The organism is Chryseobacterium mucoviscidosis (assembly GCF_002177115.1).
Lineage (GTDB): Bacteria > Bacteroidota > Bacteroidia > Flavobacteriales > Weeksellaceae > Chryseobacterium > Chryseobacterium mucoviscidosis.
Genome location: NZ_MVAG01000128.1, coordinates 239,053 through 253,382 on the forward strand (window position 1 = coordinate 239,053; position 14,330 = coordinate 253,382).

The 14,330-nt window shown below is 36.3% G+C and carries 16 protein-coding genes; 12 read left to right on the forward strand and 4 right to left on the reverse strand.

All coding sequences use genetic code 11. The features are described 5' to 3' along the window. Positions 1-11: 11 nt before the first annotated feature. From rlmF to B0E34_RS15770, 3 genes are read right to left on the reverse strand one after another with little or no spacing between them, the layout of a single operon-like run. Positions 12-923 carry a 23S rRNA (adenine(1618)-N(6))-methyltransferase RlmF gene (gene rlmF, locus B0E34_RS15760; protein ID WP_165763003.1) on the reverse strand — a complete coding sequence of 304 codons (912 nt, stop codon included), beginning with the start codon at positions 921-923 and terminating at the stop codon, positions 12-14. A gap of 3 nt (positions 924-926) precedes the next feature. Further along, complete coding sequence (locus B0E34_RS15765; RefSeq protein ID WP_087710987.1) at positions 927-1,301, reverse strand: c-type cytochrome; 375 nt, start codon at positions 1,299-1,301, stop codon at positions 927-929. Then, positions 1,301-1,522, reverse strand: coding sequence for a hypothetical protein (locus B0E34_RS15770; RefSeq protein WP_076393272.1), 222 nt, complete (start codon positions 1,520-1,522; stop codon positions 1,301-1,303). Before B0E34_RS15770 ends, B0E34_RS15765 begins: the two co-directional genes overlap by 1 nt. Positions 1,523-2,060: 538 nt before the next feature. Between B0E34_RS15770 and B0E34_RS15775 the strand changes: the two genes are divergently transcribed. The 11 genes from B0E34_RS15775 to B0E34_RS15825 all read left to right on the forward strand — a co-directional run bounded on the left by B0E34_RS15775 (position 2,061) and on the right by B0E34_RS15825 (position 12,734). Then, the gene (locus B0E34_RS15775) at positions 2,061-3,485 is read left to right on the forward strand and encodes an anthranilate synthase component I family protein (RefSeq protein ID WP_087710989.1); all 1,425 of its coding nucleotides are present in this window, start codon (positions 2,061-2,063) and stop codon (positions 3,483-3,485) included. Between the two features lie 157 nt (positions 3,486-3,642). Continuing rightward, entirely contained in the window at positions 3,643-4,254 is a 612-nt protein-coding gene (locus B0E34_RS15780) for an anthranilate synthase component II (RefSeq protein ID WP_076393270.1), read from the forward strand. A 38-nt stretch (positions 4,255-4,292) separates the two neighbouring features. Continuing rightward, on the forward strand, positions 4,293-5,279 hold the full coding sequence (gene trpD, locus B0E34_RS15785) for an anthranilate phosphoribosyltransferase (protein ID WP_087710991.1): 987 nt from the start codon (positions 4,293-4,295) through the stop codon (positions 5,277-5,279). 11 nt (positions 5,280-5,290) lie between these two features. After that, positions 5,291-6,070: an indole-3-glycerol phosphate synthase TrpC gene (gene trpC / locus B0E34_RS15790; RefSeq protein WP_087711535.1), complete on the forward strand. Its 780-nt coding sequence runs from the start codon at positions 5,291-5,293 to the stop codon at positions 6,068-6,070. Positions 6,071-6,080: 10 nt separating this feature from the next. Continuing rightward, positions 6,081-6,755: a phosphoribosylanthranilate isomerase gene (locus B0E34_RS15795; RefSeq protein WP_087710993.1), complete on the forward strand. Its 675-nt coding sequence runs from the start codon at positions 6,081-6,083 to the stop codon at positions 6,753-6,755. 249 nt (positions 6,756-7,004) lie between these two features. Next, positions 7,005-7,568, forward strand: coding sequence for a hypothetical protein (locus B0E34_RS15800; protein WP_123956654.1), 564 nt, complete (start codon positions 7,005-7,007; stop codon positions 7,566-7,568). Then, the gene (gene trpB, locus B0E34_RS15805; RefSeq protein ID WP_087710997.1) at positions 7,558-8,736 is read left to right on the forward strand and encodes a tryptophan synthase subunit beta; all 1,179 of its coding nucleotides are present in this window, start codon (positions 7,558-7,560) and stop codon (positions 8,734-8,736) included. The genes B0E34_RS15800 and trpB overlap by 11 nt, the downstream gene beginning before the upstream one ends. Positions 8,737-9,099: 363 nt before the next feature. Beyond that, the gene (gene trpA, locus B0E34_RS15810) at positions 9,100-9,834 is read left to right on the forward strand and encodes a tryptophan synthase subunit alpha (protein WP_087710999.1); all 735 of its coding nucleotides are present in this window, start codon (positions 9,100-9,102) and stop codon (positions 9,832-9,834) included. Between the two features lie 32 nt (positions 9,835-9,866). Continuing rightward, positions 9,867-10,595 (forward strand): lipoyl(octanoyl) transferase LipB, encoded by a 729-nt coding sequence (lipB, locus tag B0E34_RS15815; RefSeq protein WP_087711001.1) that lies wholly within the window; start codon positions 9,867-9,869, stop codon positions 10,593-10,595. A gap of 801 nt (positions 10,596-11,396) precedes the next feature. Beyond that, entirely contained in the window at positions 11,397-12,356 is a 960-nt protein-coding gene (locus B0E34_RS15820; RefSeq protein ID WP_087711003.1) for a protein-glutamine glutaminase, read from the forward strand. 66 nt (positions 12,357-12,422) lie between these two features. Then, positions 12,423-12,734: a hypothetical protein gene (locus B0E34_RS15825; RefSeq protein ID WP_123956656.1), complete on the forward strand. Its 312-nt coding sequence runs from the start codon at positions 12,423-12,425 to the stop codon at positions 12,732-12,734. Between the two features lie 15 nt (positions 12,735-12,749). On the opposite strand, the gene B0E34_RS15830 is transcribed toward B0E34_RS15825, so the two are convergent. Continuing rightward, entirely contained in the window at positions 12,750-13,502 is a 753-nt protein-coding gene (locus tag B0E34_RS15830) for an SDR family oxidoreductase (RefSeq protein ID WP_087711007.1), read from the reverse strand. 182 nt (positions 13,503-13,684) lie between these two features. On the opposite strand from B0E34_RS15830, the gene B0E34_RS15835 reads away from it, so the two are divergent. Further along, positions 13,685-14,317: an NAD(P)H-dependent oxidoreductase gene (locus tag B0E34_RS15835; RefSeq protein WP_087711009.1), complete on the forward strand. Its 633-nt coding sequence runs from the start codon at positions 13,685-13,687 to the stop codon at positions 14,315-14,317. The last annotated feature ends 13 nt before the right edge of the window (positions 14,318-14,330 follow it).

The window sequence follows — 14,330 nt, forward strand, 5'->3', positions numbered from 1 at the left end:
TTTAAAATGGATCACCATTTTGTATGTTTGTCGGGAGGAATAAAAGTCCAAGCCAATATCCTGCTGATTTTCTGTCCCTGAGACATTTCGATAATCCTGAAATCGACTGCTTTTATTTTCTTTAAAAGGAAAGTTAATTTACTGAGGTTCTCTTTTTTGGAAACAAGACAGGTAAACCATAAAACCTGAGATGAATACAGAGTACTTTCGCGAATCATATTTGTAATGAAAGCCAGTTCTCCGCCTTCACACCATAATTCCGACTGTTGTCCTCCAAAGTTCAGCAATGGTTTTTTAACCGTAGATTTTTTAAGATTTTTTGTCTTTCTGAAATTCCCTTTCATGGCAGATTCTTCGGAATCATGAAAAGGCGGATTGCACATCGAAAATACAAAACGATCTTCTTTATCAATAATATTCTTGAAAATATGTTCAGGTTCCGACTGTTTTTTCAGATGTATGAAAGGGAGTAAATCCGGATTCTGACTTAAAATATATTCCGCGTTTTTCAGGGAAATGTCGTTAATATCAGTTCCAAGCATTTTCCACCCGTAAGAACGATGGGCAATTAAAGGATAGACAAGATTTGCTCCTGTTCCAATATCCAGTCCTTTAACATCAGAATTCTGAGGATTTTTTTCACCTATTAAATCGGCGATATAATGAATGTAATCTGCTCTTCCGGGAATCGGAGGACAGAGATTACCCTCGGGAATATCCCAATCCTGAACATTATAAAAGTGTAACAACAAAGCTTTATTAAGCAATTTTACAGCCTTCGGAAGACTGAAATTTATTGTTACACTTTGATAAGCGTTCACAAAAACATAATGTTTTAGTTCCGGTACACAGGAAATAAGCTTTTCGAAATCATAAGGATCACGATGCAGATTTCTTGGGTGTAAAGCAGACTTTTCAGTCATCAATTATTTTTTCAGACTTAAAATATACTGCACCATTTTTTTGGCATCTTCTTTCGATACTTGTGGATGTGGAGACATCGGAACGCCTCCCCAAACTCCGCTTCCGCCTTCTATAATCTTGGAAGCGAGCATTTCTGCATCCTTTTCAGAATACTTATCCGCTATTTCCTGATAAGAAGGTCCTATCATTCTTTCATTCACCGCATGACATCCGGAACAGTCCAGCGTTTCAATAATTTTGTCGCCGGAAAGATTACTTTTCGCCGGTTCATTCATTGATGTACCTTCGGGAGAAGCCGCGTCAACAGGTGTATTTTCTTTTTTGGAACAGGAAAACATCAGCATTGCCAGACATCCTGTCAAAAACAGATTTTTCATTATTTTTTTGTAAGAGTATCTGCTTTAGCTTCAGCTGCAGGAAGAGATTCTGCGGCATTTACTTTTGCTGCTTCAGTTTTTTTGGCAGTAGAATCCACCACCGTTGGAGCATCCGGCTCTGGCAACATCGTGTTGCTGTCCTGTAAGTCATGATTTGGCTTTTTAGAGCAGCTAGCTGCCAATAAACCACCGATAAACGCGATTGCTAATACTTTTTTCATTATTTTTCCTATAAAATTTAGACAAAAATATAAAAAATAAACTTTCAAGCTTATGATAAACCTCCATTTTTAATGATATTTCATTAATTTTTTTCTGCTAAAAGATTTTTCTGATTAGTGAAAGTCATCAGTTTTCAGATTAAGTTTTTTGATGATCTGTTATTAATCATATTGCTTTTTAACGCAAAGATTTCGCTAAGATTCTTTTATATGCCAACTGTTTTTGGGTTTGCAAAGGCGTTTCACTCAGCAAAGAACTCAAAGGTTTTTTAATGATGACAAATTGCGGACAACCATAAAAGTTTTTTTTAATTTCATAATTTTTTTGTTTTCATATTAAAAAAATTATATACATTTGTACTATGGTTAACAACAAAAATATGTGGTGGTGGCATTCAAACTCTTCGTCGGGTCTGATGTTATTGTCATGTTGTTAATGCTAAACAACCAACAGAAATAATTTATAACAAATAATAAAGACTTTGACGTAATCCGTTGAAGTCTTTTTTTGTTTCATCCATTTTAAAATTCAACTGCAATGTTCAGTAAAAAGATAAAAATAAAAACCGTTTCCAAAAAAACACTCGGAGATCTTCAGACTCCGATGAATATCTATCTGCAGATTCGCGACAAATTCAGAGATACTATTCTTCTGGAAAGCTCAGATTCTAAAAATATCGATAATAACTTCTCCTTCATTGCCATCAATGCGATTGCAGGAATTGAAATTAAAAATTTAAATGACTTTGAAATAAAGCTTCCGGGACAGGAACCTGTAAAACAATTTATCATTGAAAATAAAATTGAAGATGTTTTTCAGAATTTCTCAGATCTTTTCGAATGCGAAAAAACGGCAGATCCTATAGAACATACGGCACAAAGTCTTTTCGGATATACCAGTTTCGAGGCGGTTCAGTTTTTTGAAAATATTCAGTTCAAAGCACAGAGTCCCGAAGTTGAAATCCCGATTCTTCGGTACAGATTGTATCAATATGTTATTGCCATCAATCATTACAACGATGAAATGCATATCATTGAAAATCAGATGGAAGGTGTAAAATCTGAATTTTACCTTCTTGAAAGCTTAATCAAGAATCTGAATTCCGTGATTTATCCTTTCGAAAAAGAAGGAGCAGAAACTTCTAATATTACGGATGAAGAATATATTGAACTCGTAAAAACAGCCCAGAAACACTGCATGAGAGGCGATGTTTTTCAATTGGTTTTAAGCAGAAGATTTCAGCAGAAATTTAAAGGAGATGAATTCAATGTCTACCGTGCATTAAGAAACATCAATCCTTCCCCTTATTTATTTTTCTTCGATTATGGCAACTACAAACTCTTCGGTTCAAGCCCTGAAAGCCAGTTAATCATCAAAAACAACAAAGCCGTTATTCATCCGATTGCCGGAACATTCAAACGAACAGGACATTTTGAAACGGATCTCCAGTCTATCGAAAATTTAAAAAACGATGAAAAAGAAAATGCAGAACACACCATGCTTGTGGATCTCGCAAGAAATGATCTTGGAAAACTCGGAAAAAATGTAACGGTAACCAAATTAAAGGAAATACAGCTTTTCTCTCACGTTATACATATGGTAAGCGAAGTAACCGCGGATCTGCAGGAAAATATAAATCCTTTCGAAATGGTGGCAACAACTTTTCCGCAGGGAACTTTAAGCGGAGCCCCGAAACACAGAGCGTTGCAGTTAATTAACCAATATGAAAAAGATTCCAGAGGATATTATGGCGGATGCATCGGAATGATTGGACTGAACGGAGACTGCAATCAGGCAATTATGATCCGTACTTTTTTAAGTAAAAACAATACGCTGTATTATCAGGCAGGAGCCGGACTTGTGGCAAAATCCAACCCCGAAAGTGAGCTTCAGGAAGTAAACAATAAACTGAATGCCCTAAAAAAAGCAGTGGAAAAAGCGGAGAAATTAGTGAATAGTTGATTGAGTCTAGTTGACAGAATTTAGATGTCTGGACTGAATCCAGAAAACTATCAAATTTAATTTATGATGCAATTAAAAATTGTCTAAAAGAAGAAGTTTTAATTCTTTGCAAAAAATTGCTAAACGGATTTATTAATTATTACAGAAAAAAATAAAAATGAATAATACAGAACCATCAACAAACAACCAAAAGCCATCAGCTAAAGTTCTTGTATTCGATAACTACGACAGCTTTACCTACAATCTGGTTCAGATTATCGAGAGAGTTTTGGATACCAAAGTGGATGTGGTAAAGAATGACCAGATCAGTCTGGAAGAAATCGATCAGTACGATAAAATCGTGCTTTCACCCGGTCCCGGAATTCCGGAAGAAGCCGGAATTTTACTGGATCTGATCAAAGAATACGCTCCTACAAAAAGCATTTTAGGCGTATGTCTCGGTCAGCAGGCAATTGCAGAAGCTTTTGGAGGAAGTTTAACCAATCTTTCTGAAATTTTTCACGGAGTGGCAACTTCCGCAGATTTCGTAAAAGAAGACACCAAAATTTTTAAAAATCTATCCAGCGGAATTGAAGTCGGAAGATACCATAGCTGGGTTGTTAACCGGGAAGATTTACCGGAAGAACTGGAAATTACCGCAGTAGACAAAGATGGAATGATTATGGCGTTACAGCACAAAAAATATGATGTTCATGGCGTACAGTTTCATCCGGAAAGCATTCTTACTCCACAGGGAGAAATCATCATCAAAAACTTTCTACTCAATTGAAAACAATACAGATTCCCTCAACCATAAAACCTCCACAAATGAAAGAGATCCTGCAATACCTTTTTAATCATCATACCTTGTCCAAATCTGAGGCAAAGGCGATTATGATTGAGATTGCCCAGAATAAATTCAATGCAACCGAAGTTACGGCTTTTATAAGTGTTTTCCTGATGCGAAATATCACGCTTAAAGAGCTCGAAGGCTTTCGTGAAGCCCTTCTGCAAATGGCAGTTCCCGTTAACATAGATTCCGGAGATGCCATTGATATTGTAGGAACGGGCGGTGACGGAAAAAACACTATCAATATTTCAACTTTATCAAGTTTTGTAGTGGCAGGAGCGGGACAGAAAGTAACGAAACACGGAAATTACGGAGCTTCTACCATCACCGGATCTTCCAATGTACTGGAAGAGCTAGGCTACGAATTCAAAAACAGTTCGGAAAAACTTCAGGAAGATCTTGAAAAAGCCAACATCTGTTTTTTACATGCCCCCTATTTTCATCCGGCACTGCAATCGGTTGGTGCGCTGCGAAGAGCTTTAGGTCTAAGAACTTTTTTCAACCTTCTCGGCCCTCTTGTAAATCCGGCAAAACCTCAGTTTTCCATGATCGGCGTTTACAATCTGGAAATCGCAAGAATTTACCAGTATTTATTGCAAAAAGATAACCGTCACTTTACTCTGGTTCACGGGATGGACGGCTACGACGAGATCAGCCTTACCCACGACAGTAAAATTATTACCAAAAAAGGGGAAGAAGTGTATTCCACGGAAGATCTAGGTTTTGATTCTATCACGCATGAAAGCATAAAAGCAGGCGAAACACCTCAGGAAACGGCAAAAATTTTCAGAAATATTCTTCAGGGAAAAGGAACGGAACAACAGAATGCTGTCGTATTGGCAAATGCAGCGGTTGCCCTTTATCACACCGATAAATTCGGAAGCTATGAAGATTGCCTTTTGATGGCGAAAGAAAGTTTACATGGAGGAAAAGCATTAAGAAGTCTGGAACTTCTTTTAGAATAATGAAATTGATTATGAATATTTTAGATAAAATCATACAAAGAAAAAAAGAAGAGGTTTCCTTCTCGAAATCGAATAATTCAGTCTCAGCATTGAAGGAATCTGAATTTTTCGGAAGAGAAAATTTTTCACTGAAAGAAAGCTTAAAAAAGAGAAGCAGAATCATTGCTGAATTCAAAAGACAGTCACCCTCAAAAGGAATTATTAATGATACAGTTTCACCTTTAGAAGTGGTTTCCGCATATGAAAAATTCGGAGCGAGCGGAATTTCTGTTTTAACGGATCGTGATTTTTTCGGAGGAAGTTCTGAGGATATTCTGAATGTAAGAAATTCTGTAAATATTCCGATTCTGCGAAAAGATTTCATGATCGATGAATATCAGTTTTATGAAGCCAAAAGCATCGGTGCAGATGTTATTTTATTGATTGCAGCCTGTCTTTCACCACAACAGGTTTCAGAATTTACAGAACTTTCTCACGAGTTGGGATTGGAAGTTTTACTGGAAATCCATACCGAAGAAGAGCTGAAACACATTAATAAAAGCATTGATCTTGTGGGAATTAACAACAGGAACTTGAAAGATTTCAAAGTAGATTTGCAACATTCGGTTACTTTGAAAAATCAGCTTCCGAAAGAAATTCTGTCTGTTGCCGAAAGCGGAATTTACAACGAAGAAGATTTCAGATATTTAAAAAATGAAGGTTTCGACGGATTTCTGATGGGCGAATATTTTATGAAACATGAAGATCCCGGAAAAAAATTAGCTGAATTTATTTCCAATACAGGAATTTAAAAAATCAGGTATGAAATTACCAGACAACAATCTATTGACGAATAAAAATGCTCCGAAGCTAAAAGTTTGCGGATTAACCCAATCTGATCAGATTCAGAAGTTAATATCTTTACAGGCAGACTTTCTGGGTTTTATCTTTTATGAAAAATCGCTCAGGTATGTTTTGAAATATTTGAGTCTTCAACAAATTTCAGCAGTTGAACACTCAGGAAAAGTCGGCGTTTTCGTAAATGAAAACTTAGAAAAAATAGTTGAAACAGCAGAAAAAGCAAAACTGAATTTCATACAGCTTCACGGCGATGAAGATGAATATTTTATTACAGAATTAAGAAAAAAATTAAATTCTGAAATAAGAATCATCAAAGTGATCCGAATTGGAAATCAAAACTCAGAGGAACTTCAGAAAACAATCAATCAATATGCGCAAACAAACGATTATATTCTTTTCGACACCGATTCAAAATCATTTGGAGGAACAGGAAAGACCTTCGACTGGAATCTGTTAAACGAAATTGAAATTCCCCTACCCTATTTTTTAAGTGGCGGAATTTCAGAAGAAAATATAGAAAACATAAGCATTTTAAAACAAAAGCCTTTTGCTCTGGACATCAATTCGAGGTTCGAAACAGAACCCGGAGTTAAAAACATCAATCAGATAAAAATATTTAAAGAAAAACTGATCTGATCATCAATTAAAACACAAAATTTGTTTAAACTCATTTTAAAATTAACCGCAAAAGAGACAAAAGAATTTATTGGATTTATTTAAAGTATTTCAAAAGTCTGCAAAGAAAAAAAATCTTTGATTTTTTTAAACTTATGTGCTCTTTTTTCCATTTAAGTATTAAAAGCTTAAACAACTAAAGTGTTACAATCTTTTGCATCTTTTGCGTTAAAAAAGTTTAAACAAGCTTACAATAAAAAAACAAAAACATTGAAAAAATATTATTCGAGAAAACTTAAGCTTTTAAAATTTAAGAAATTAAATCTTGAAGAGATCGGAAAATCCGTTCACAGAGTCCTGTTTTCTCAAAAATTTGAAAATGAAAAAGTAGAAAGACTGCATGATTTTGTCTCTGAAAATGACAGCAATACAGAATATTGGTACATCGGCGGATTATTAAGTGATTTCATCGAAATCATTAAAAATTTTCACAAAGAAGATGTCGAATATTTCTTTAAAACCATTCATTTCTGGGACAGCTATCATTTGGTGGTGATTGCCGACAAATTGCTAGACAGCAACGTAAAAGCCAGTGTGAAATATGATTTCGGAATCGTTTACTGTAAAATTTTCTGCCTGTATGAGAAATTCGATTCTTATTATCTAGTTGATAATCTTGAAATTGCGATTACCATGTACAACTCGAAATTAGATTTAAATATTTTAATAGATTTAACTGCAAAACTGCATCTGCTGCATCAGAACAGACAGATCAGCAAACAGCAGTTTGATTATAACCTTTCATTAATAAATACATTACAAAATGAATTATAGAAACCCCGACGAACAAGGATATTATGGAGAATTCGGAGGCGCTTTCATCCCGGAAATGCTCTACCCGAACGTAGAGGAACTGCAAAAAAACTATCTTGACATTATTGAATCTGAAGATTTTCAACAGGAATATCAGGATTTGTTAAAAAATTACGTAGGACGTGCAACACCATTGTATTTTGCGAAAAATTTAAGCCGGAAATACAATACCAAAATTTACTTAAAAAGAGAAGATCTCAACCACACCGGAGCGCATAAAATCAATAACGCTTTAGGACAGGTTTTGTTGGCAAAACGTCTCGGCAAAAACAGAATCATTGCCGAAACCGGAGCCGGACAGCACGGCGTTGCCACCGCTACAGCCTGCGCGCTTTTAGGACTGGAATGCATCGTTTACATGGGCGAAGTCGATATTCAGAGACAGGCTCCCAATGTCGCAAGAATGAAAATGCTCGGCGCAAAAGTCGTTCCCGCAACTTCAGGTTCCAAAACACTGAAAGACGCTGTAAATGAAGCCTTAAGAGACTGGATCAACAATCCCGTGACCACTCATTACGTGATCGGAAGTGTGGTCGGTCCGCATCCTTTTCCGGATCTTGTGGCGAGATTTCAGAGTGTGATTTCAAAAGAGATAAAAGAACAGCTTCTGGAACAGGCAGGAAGAGAAAATCCGGATTACATCATTGCCTGTGTTGGCGGCGGAAGCAATGCAGCAGGCGCTTTTTACCATTTTGTAAACGAAAAAGATGTGAAAATTATTGCTGCTGAAGCCGGTGGTTTCGGTGTAGAATCCGGAAAATCTGCCGCAACGACTTTTCTGGGAACTTTAGGCATTCTTCACGGAAGCAAAAGCCTTGTGATGCAGACCAATGACGGACAGGTTATCGAGCCCCACTCCATTTCCGCAGGACTGGATTACCCCGGAATCGGACCTTTTCACGCGAATTTGTTCAGAGAACAAAGAGCAGAATTTTTCAGCATCAATGACGATGAAGCTTTGAAATCAGCGTTTGAACTCACAAAACTCGAAGGCATCATTCCCGCTCTGGAAAGCTCTCACGCGCTCGCGGTTTTCGACAAAAAGAAATTCAACGAAGACGATATTGTAGTCATTTGTCTCAGCGGTCGCGGAGATAAAGATATGGAAACATATTTGAAACATTTGTAAAATAATTCGGGCGATAATTTACGTCTTCCACTCCCGCTTTTTTGTTCCGCTTTGCTGCACAAAAAGAGCTCCGTTCAAGCCGGATCGCATCGTCAACATCAAAAATAATTTTTGTCATTACAAAGAACTGATGAACTTACACTTTATTTAACCATAAAAGTCATAAAAGATAAACTAAATGATTAGTGTTTATCAATAAAAAGATCACAACAGCTTTCAAAAAATCTTTGATTTTTTACACTTTTGAAAGCTTAAAATATATTATAATCATACATCATAAATATCTTTTGCACCTTTTGCGGTTAAAATAAAAAACATTTTAAGCAGATTTTACGAAATGACATCATTAAAAAGCATTTTTAAATGAAAAAACTAAATATATACTTCACCGCAGGAATTCCCGAACTGGAAAATACTGCTGAAATCATACAGGTAATTCAGGATTCCGGCGCGCAGATGATCGAAATCGGGATGCCCTATTCCGATCCTGTTGCAGACGGTCCCGTTATTCAGCAGGCTCATGAATTAGCCCTGAAAAACGGAATGACCATCGAAAAACTGTTCTCACAATTAAAATCCATTAAAAACGAAATAAAAGTTCCTTTAATTTTAATGGGCTACATCAATCCGGTGCTGCGTTTCGGATTTGAAGAATTCTGTGCAGCATGTTCGGAAAGCGGAGTTTCAGGATTAATTATTCCCGATCTCCCTCCCATTGAATTCGAGAAAAACTATCAGAAAGTTTTAGCAAAATACCATCTGAATTTCACCTTTCTGGTGACTCCCGAAACTTCGGACGAAAGAATTTTATACCTCGATTCCTTAAGTTCCGGATTTTTGTATGCGGTAAGTTCCTCATCAACCACAGGAAATGATCAGACTGTTCTCAAAAACGAGGAATATCTTTCAAGATTAGCTTCACTTCCTTTGAAAAATCCGGTGATGATCGGTTTTGGAATCAAATCAAAAGAAGACTTCGAAAATGTAACCGAAAAAGCGGATGGCGGAATCATTGGAACTGCTTTCGTCAACATTTTACTTCAAAATAGAGACTGGAAGACCAAAGCTATAGATTTCATCCATTCCATTAAAGCCTAAAAATCACTAAATTTGTGTATTCAAAAAATGATATGAATACAATTCAGAATAAAGTAGTAGAATTTGAAGACTTAGGAACGCGGGAATATCAGTCGGCTTGGGATTATCAGGAATCTCTGATGAAAAACATCATAGATCTGAAAATTAAAAACCGCGATCTTCCTGCGGAACAGCACAGCGAAACGCCCAATCATTTTCTTCTCGTGGAACATCCTCATGTGTATACACTGGGAAAAAGCGGGCATGAAGAAAATATGCTTGCCGGAATTGATAAACTGAAAGAGATTGATGCCACTTTCGTAAAGGTAAACCGCGGCGGAGATATTACATATCACGGTTACGGACAGATTGTAGGTTATCCTATTTTAGACCTTGAAAATTTCTTCACGGATATTCATAAATACATGAGAAATCTGGAAGAAGTCATCATCAGAACTATTGCCGAATACGGATTGAAAGGCGAACGTTCTCCCGGAGAAACCGGAGTCTGGCTGGATGTTGGAAAACCTTATGCGAGAAAGATCTGTGCAATGGGGGTAAAAGCTTCCCGCTGGGTAACTTTACACGGATTTGCTTTAAATGTAAATACGGATATGCGTTATTTTGAATACATTATTCCGTGCGGAATTAAAGACAAACAGGTAACTTCCTTAAAAAGAGAACTGGAAAGAGAACTCACTTCTGAAGAAATGGAAAATATTAAGGCTAAGATAAGAAAGCATTTTACGGAGGTTTTCGAAGCGGAACTTATTGCTAAGTAATTTTTACTAAATAACATTTCCCTGCATATTGCGATGTGCAGGGATTTTTAATTAAAAAATCAATATTAGAAGTACGTTCGGCGTTCCGTAGGAACGCTATCTTTAGAAAATTCATTGAGAATTACAGATATCAATCCTACGGATTGATTGATGAACTGATTCTTATTTCTACACAGATTCTGCTCCTAAAGAAGAAGATTTTCACTATAAAAAACTTAAATAACCTGAGTTTGGGATAAGAAATAAATTTAAATAATTGATTTATATTATTGTATTGATTTATCACAAAGAAAAACAAAAAATTTTTCTACTTATTGAAAGTTTGCAAGCTAAACAAAGGCACTTCGTTTATTTAAAAAAGACAAAAATGGTATTACATTGATAAGTTTTACGCCTTTGTATATCTTAAAAGCTGAATTCCTGATAATTGAATCTCTTTGTTTAACCTTGCGGTTAAGAAGACTTATCCCGAACTCACCTTAAATAGAAAAACAAACAGGCTTCAGCCAAAGCTTATCATCAATTTTGCCCAACCTAACCTTGATTGATAATCTTCGCATCAGACTGAAGTTCGGTAAGAGTGATGAAACAAGATCAATTTATAACCAATTAATTTCATCATACTCACGTTAAATACTTTCGCCCAATTTAATTTTTCCAGTATTCATCGGTAATCTGAATGCATGATAAAATTTCTTAAAAATTTTGAATTTATATTCAATTTTTTATTACTTTTAAAATCACAACGCAGTGAACTATCAATAATAAAACTGCACATGATTAACCACAAAAATTAAAACTATGAAAAAATTTCTGCTATCCGCAATGGCTTTTGTGATGGTTCTTTCCTCCAATGCCTGTTCAGATTCCAGTGCCAATCAGGATCCGAATCTTGTTGTAAAAGAAACCAATGAAAATGCCATGAGAGACTTTGGCAGCACTATTCCGGTAGGGATTCAAAAGGAAGGCAATGTCCTGAAAGTTTCTTTCATCATTTCTGCGCAGTTCTATGAAATTAAAGACAGTAAAGAAAATGAAGCCTTCATCTCAATGATTCAATCAGCGGTCGAAAATGAAACTCCGGTTCATGTTTTTCTGAAAAAAAATTCCAACGAAATTGCCAAAGTTGAAAAAGCAACAGATGAAGATGTTACTTACTTCAAATCTATCTTCACCAAAGAAACTCAAAGCGAAACCAGCAAAGCAGTAAGTGTAATTCCGAATCTGGCGACTCTGAACAATCTTTTCACACAGATCAAAAATCAGTCCTGCGGAACTTCTACAGCTTCTTCACCATGTATCACGTTCAGATATGCAGTAGACGGATGTTATGCAAGAGCTCATAAAATGAGACAGATCCTTCTGAATGCAGGTTATGACTGCGAAAAACAATTCGTCTACGGAAACCTGAAAGCTTCTACTGGAACATGCTGTGTTTCGTGGGGATATCACGTAGCCATCTTGGTAAGCTTTAAAAATGCTTCCGGTGTGGTGGAGAAAAGAATTATAGATCCTTCCCTTTTCACATCCGGTCCGGTAACCGATATCACATGGAGAAATGCCTGCGTAAATACAAGCTGTGGTTCAGCCTCTGTTTCGTCTTATGCCAATACGGCAGGAAATGTATATTACAGAAGCCCGTCCGGTTCGCTGCTTTATGATAACAATTATATAAATACAAATTGTGTACTGACAACATTTTCAACATTGTCCGGATGCTCTCCAGTTCCGGCTCCAAGTGTAGCAAGCTGCGGATTCTAACAAATCTTTTATATAGCTCCTGCAATTATTTGTTATTTTGCAGGAGCTTTTTAAAATTTTATTTTCATGAAATTCTTAACCTATATTCTCTTCATAATAATGATGGTCATTTCCTGCTCCGGCAATCAGAGTTCACAAAACCTTACATGGTACAACAATTCGGTGATTACCGATATTACAGATGATCCGGATCGGCCACAGGAATTTGCCCGTGTTTCCATAGGAATCAGCGCGCAGGTTTTCTATCTTTCAAAAAAATCTCAGGATTATACTCATCTTATCGAAAAGGCAACTTTAAGTCTTAAGACAAGTAAAAAATATGATATTGGCATTGAAAATAAAACCAATATTATCAGACAGATCAAAGATGTAAAATAACTTTTTTCCTCATTATCATTTAATTACGGATATTCCGGCATCAATTCTCAGTTCCGCTCCGTGAATGTAAGATGCTTCATCGGAAGCAAGAAAAAGTACTGCTTTTGCAATTTCCGAAGGTTCTCCCTGTCTTTTAAAAGGAATGGCAGGAATAATATTTTGTACGGCTTCATCAATCTGTTCTGAATTTAAACCCGTATTATTAAAAATATTGGTTTTGATATGTCCCGGACTGATTCCATTCACTCGGATTCCCTTGTCCGTAAGCTCAGAAGCAAAAGTCTTAGTGAAACTTTGCACTGCCGCTTTTGCCGCAGAATATACTGAAAAATCAGACATTCCGAATTCTGTGACAAAAGAAGTATTAAAGACAACCGCACTCCCCTCTTTCATTAAAGGAAGCATCTGCTGAATAGTAAAAAAGCTGCCTTTTACCAGCATATTGAAAAGTTCATCAAAATGATGTTCATCCACATTTTCAATCGAAGCAAATCTTCCGTATCCTGCATTTGCAAATACCAAATCGATATGTTCCGTTAATTTTTCAACTTCATTTCTAAGATTCATCAGATCGCTTATTTTTCCGGCATCCGAAACAATTCCGAACGCATTTTCGCCTAGCTTTTTTACGGCATTTTTTACATTTTCTTCACTTCTTCCGGTGATGATTGCCTTTCCTCCTTCTTCTATAAACTGTTGTGCTGTTGCGAATCCCATTCCGTTGGTTCCGCCTGTAATCAGAGCGGTTTTGTTTTTAAATCTCTGCATTGTTTTTGGTTTAAAATTCTTCAGCAAAAATGGAAAGTTCAGTCTTCAGAAAAAATCCGATTCCTGCGATGTTTTAAGAAGATTTTAAAATTTTTTAAATTAAATTTAACAAAATTAAATTGCACGCAATTTAATTTGGCAATATTTTTGCATCATACTATTCAAATTAAAAAATTAACAAAATGTCATTAATAGAAGATTTAAACTGGAGACACGCTGTAAAAGCATACGATCCAACAAAAAAAGTATCAGAAGAAGATTTAAATAAAATTTTAGAAGCCGCAAGACTCGCTCCTACTTCTTCCGGATTACAGCCTTTCCGTGTGATCGTAGTGGAAAATCAGGAATTAAAAGAAAAAATGGTTCAGGGAGCATTGAATCCTGAAGTGATGAGAGATTCTTCTCATGTTTTGGTTTTCGCGGCATGGGACAGCTATTCCGATGAGAAAATCGATAAAGTGTACGATCATCACACCGATGTAAGAGATTTGCCGAGAGGAAGATTTTCAAGCTATACCGATAAAATTAAAGAAATCTACGGTGCGCAGACTCCAGAAGAACACTTCGCGCATACCGCAAGACAAACGTATATTGCTTTAGGACTTGCCATGGCTCAGGCTGCGGAACTTAAAGTAGACAGTACTCCTGCAGAAGGTTTCAGCAATGAAGTGGTGGACGAAATTTTAGGCTTGAGAGATTTAGGCTTAAAGAGTGTGAGCTTATTGTATTTAGGATACAGAGACGAGAAAAACGACTGGCTGTCGCACATGAAAAAAGTAAGAATTCCGATGGAAGAATTCATCATCAAAAAATAAAACCTCTTCATTT

Coding starts and splice junctions, on each gene's coding strand:
- B0E34_RS15780 (WP_076393270.1), top strand. CDS start 3,643: ATGAATAATACAGAACCATCAACAAACAACCAAAAGCCATCAGCTAAA.
- B0E34_RS15775 (WP_087710989.1), top strand. CDS start 2,061: ATGTTCAGTAAAAAGATAAAAATAAAAACCGTTTCCAAAAAAACACTC.
- trpC (WP_087711535.1), top strand. CDS start 5,291: ATGAATATTTTAGATAAAATCATACAAAGAAAAAAAGAAGAGGTTTCC.
- trpD (WP_087710991.1), top strand. CDS start 4,293: ATGAAAGAGATCCTGCAATACCTTTTTAATCATCATACCTTGTCCAAA.
- B0E34_RS15835 (WP_087711009.1), top strand. CDS start 13,685: ATGTCATTAATAGAAGATTTAAACTGGAGACACGCTGTAAAAGCATAC.
- B0E34_RS15770 (WP_076393272.1), bottom strand. CDS start 1,522: ATGAAAAAAGTATTAGCAATCGCGTTTATCGGTGGTTTATTGGCAGCT.
- B0E34_RS15825 (WP_123956656.1), top strand. CDS start 12,423: ATGAAATTCTTAACCTATATTCTCTTCATAATAATGATGGTCATTTCC.
- B0E34_RS15795 (WP_087710993.1), top strand. CDS start 6,081: ATGAAATTACCAGACAACAATCTATTGACGAATAAAAATGCTCCGAAG.
- B0E34_RS15830 (WP_087711007.1), bottom strand. CDS start 13,502: ATGCAGAGATTTAAAAACAAAACCGCTCTGATTACAGGCGGAACCAAC.
- trpB (WP_087710997.1), top strand. CDS start 7,558: ATGAATTATAGAAACCCCGACGAACAAGGATATTATGGAGAATTCGGA.
- B0E34_RS15765 (WP_087710987.1), bottom strand. CDS start 1,301: ATGAAAAATCTGTTTTTGACAGGATGTCTGGCAATGCTGATGTTTTCC.
- lipB (WP_087711001.1), top strand. CDS start 9,867: ATGAATACAATTCAGAATAAAGTAGTAGAATTTGAAGACTTAGGAACG.
- trpA (WP_087710999.1), top strand. CDS start 9,100: ATGAAAAAACTAAATATATACTTCACCGCAGGAATTCCCGAACTGGAA.
- B0E34_RS15820 (WP_087711003.1), top strand. CDS start 11,397: ATGAAAAAATTTCTGCTATCCGCAATGGCTTTTGTGATGGTTCTTTCC.
- rlmF (WP_165763003.1), bottom strand. CDS start 923: ATGACTGAAAAGTCTGCTTTACACCCAAGAAATCTGCATCGTGATCCT.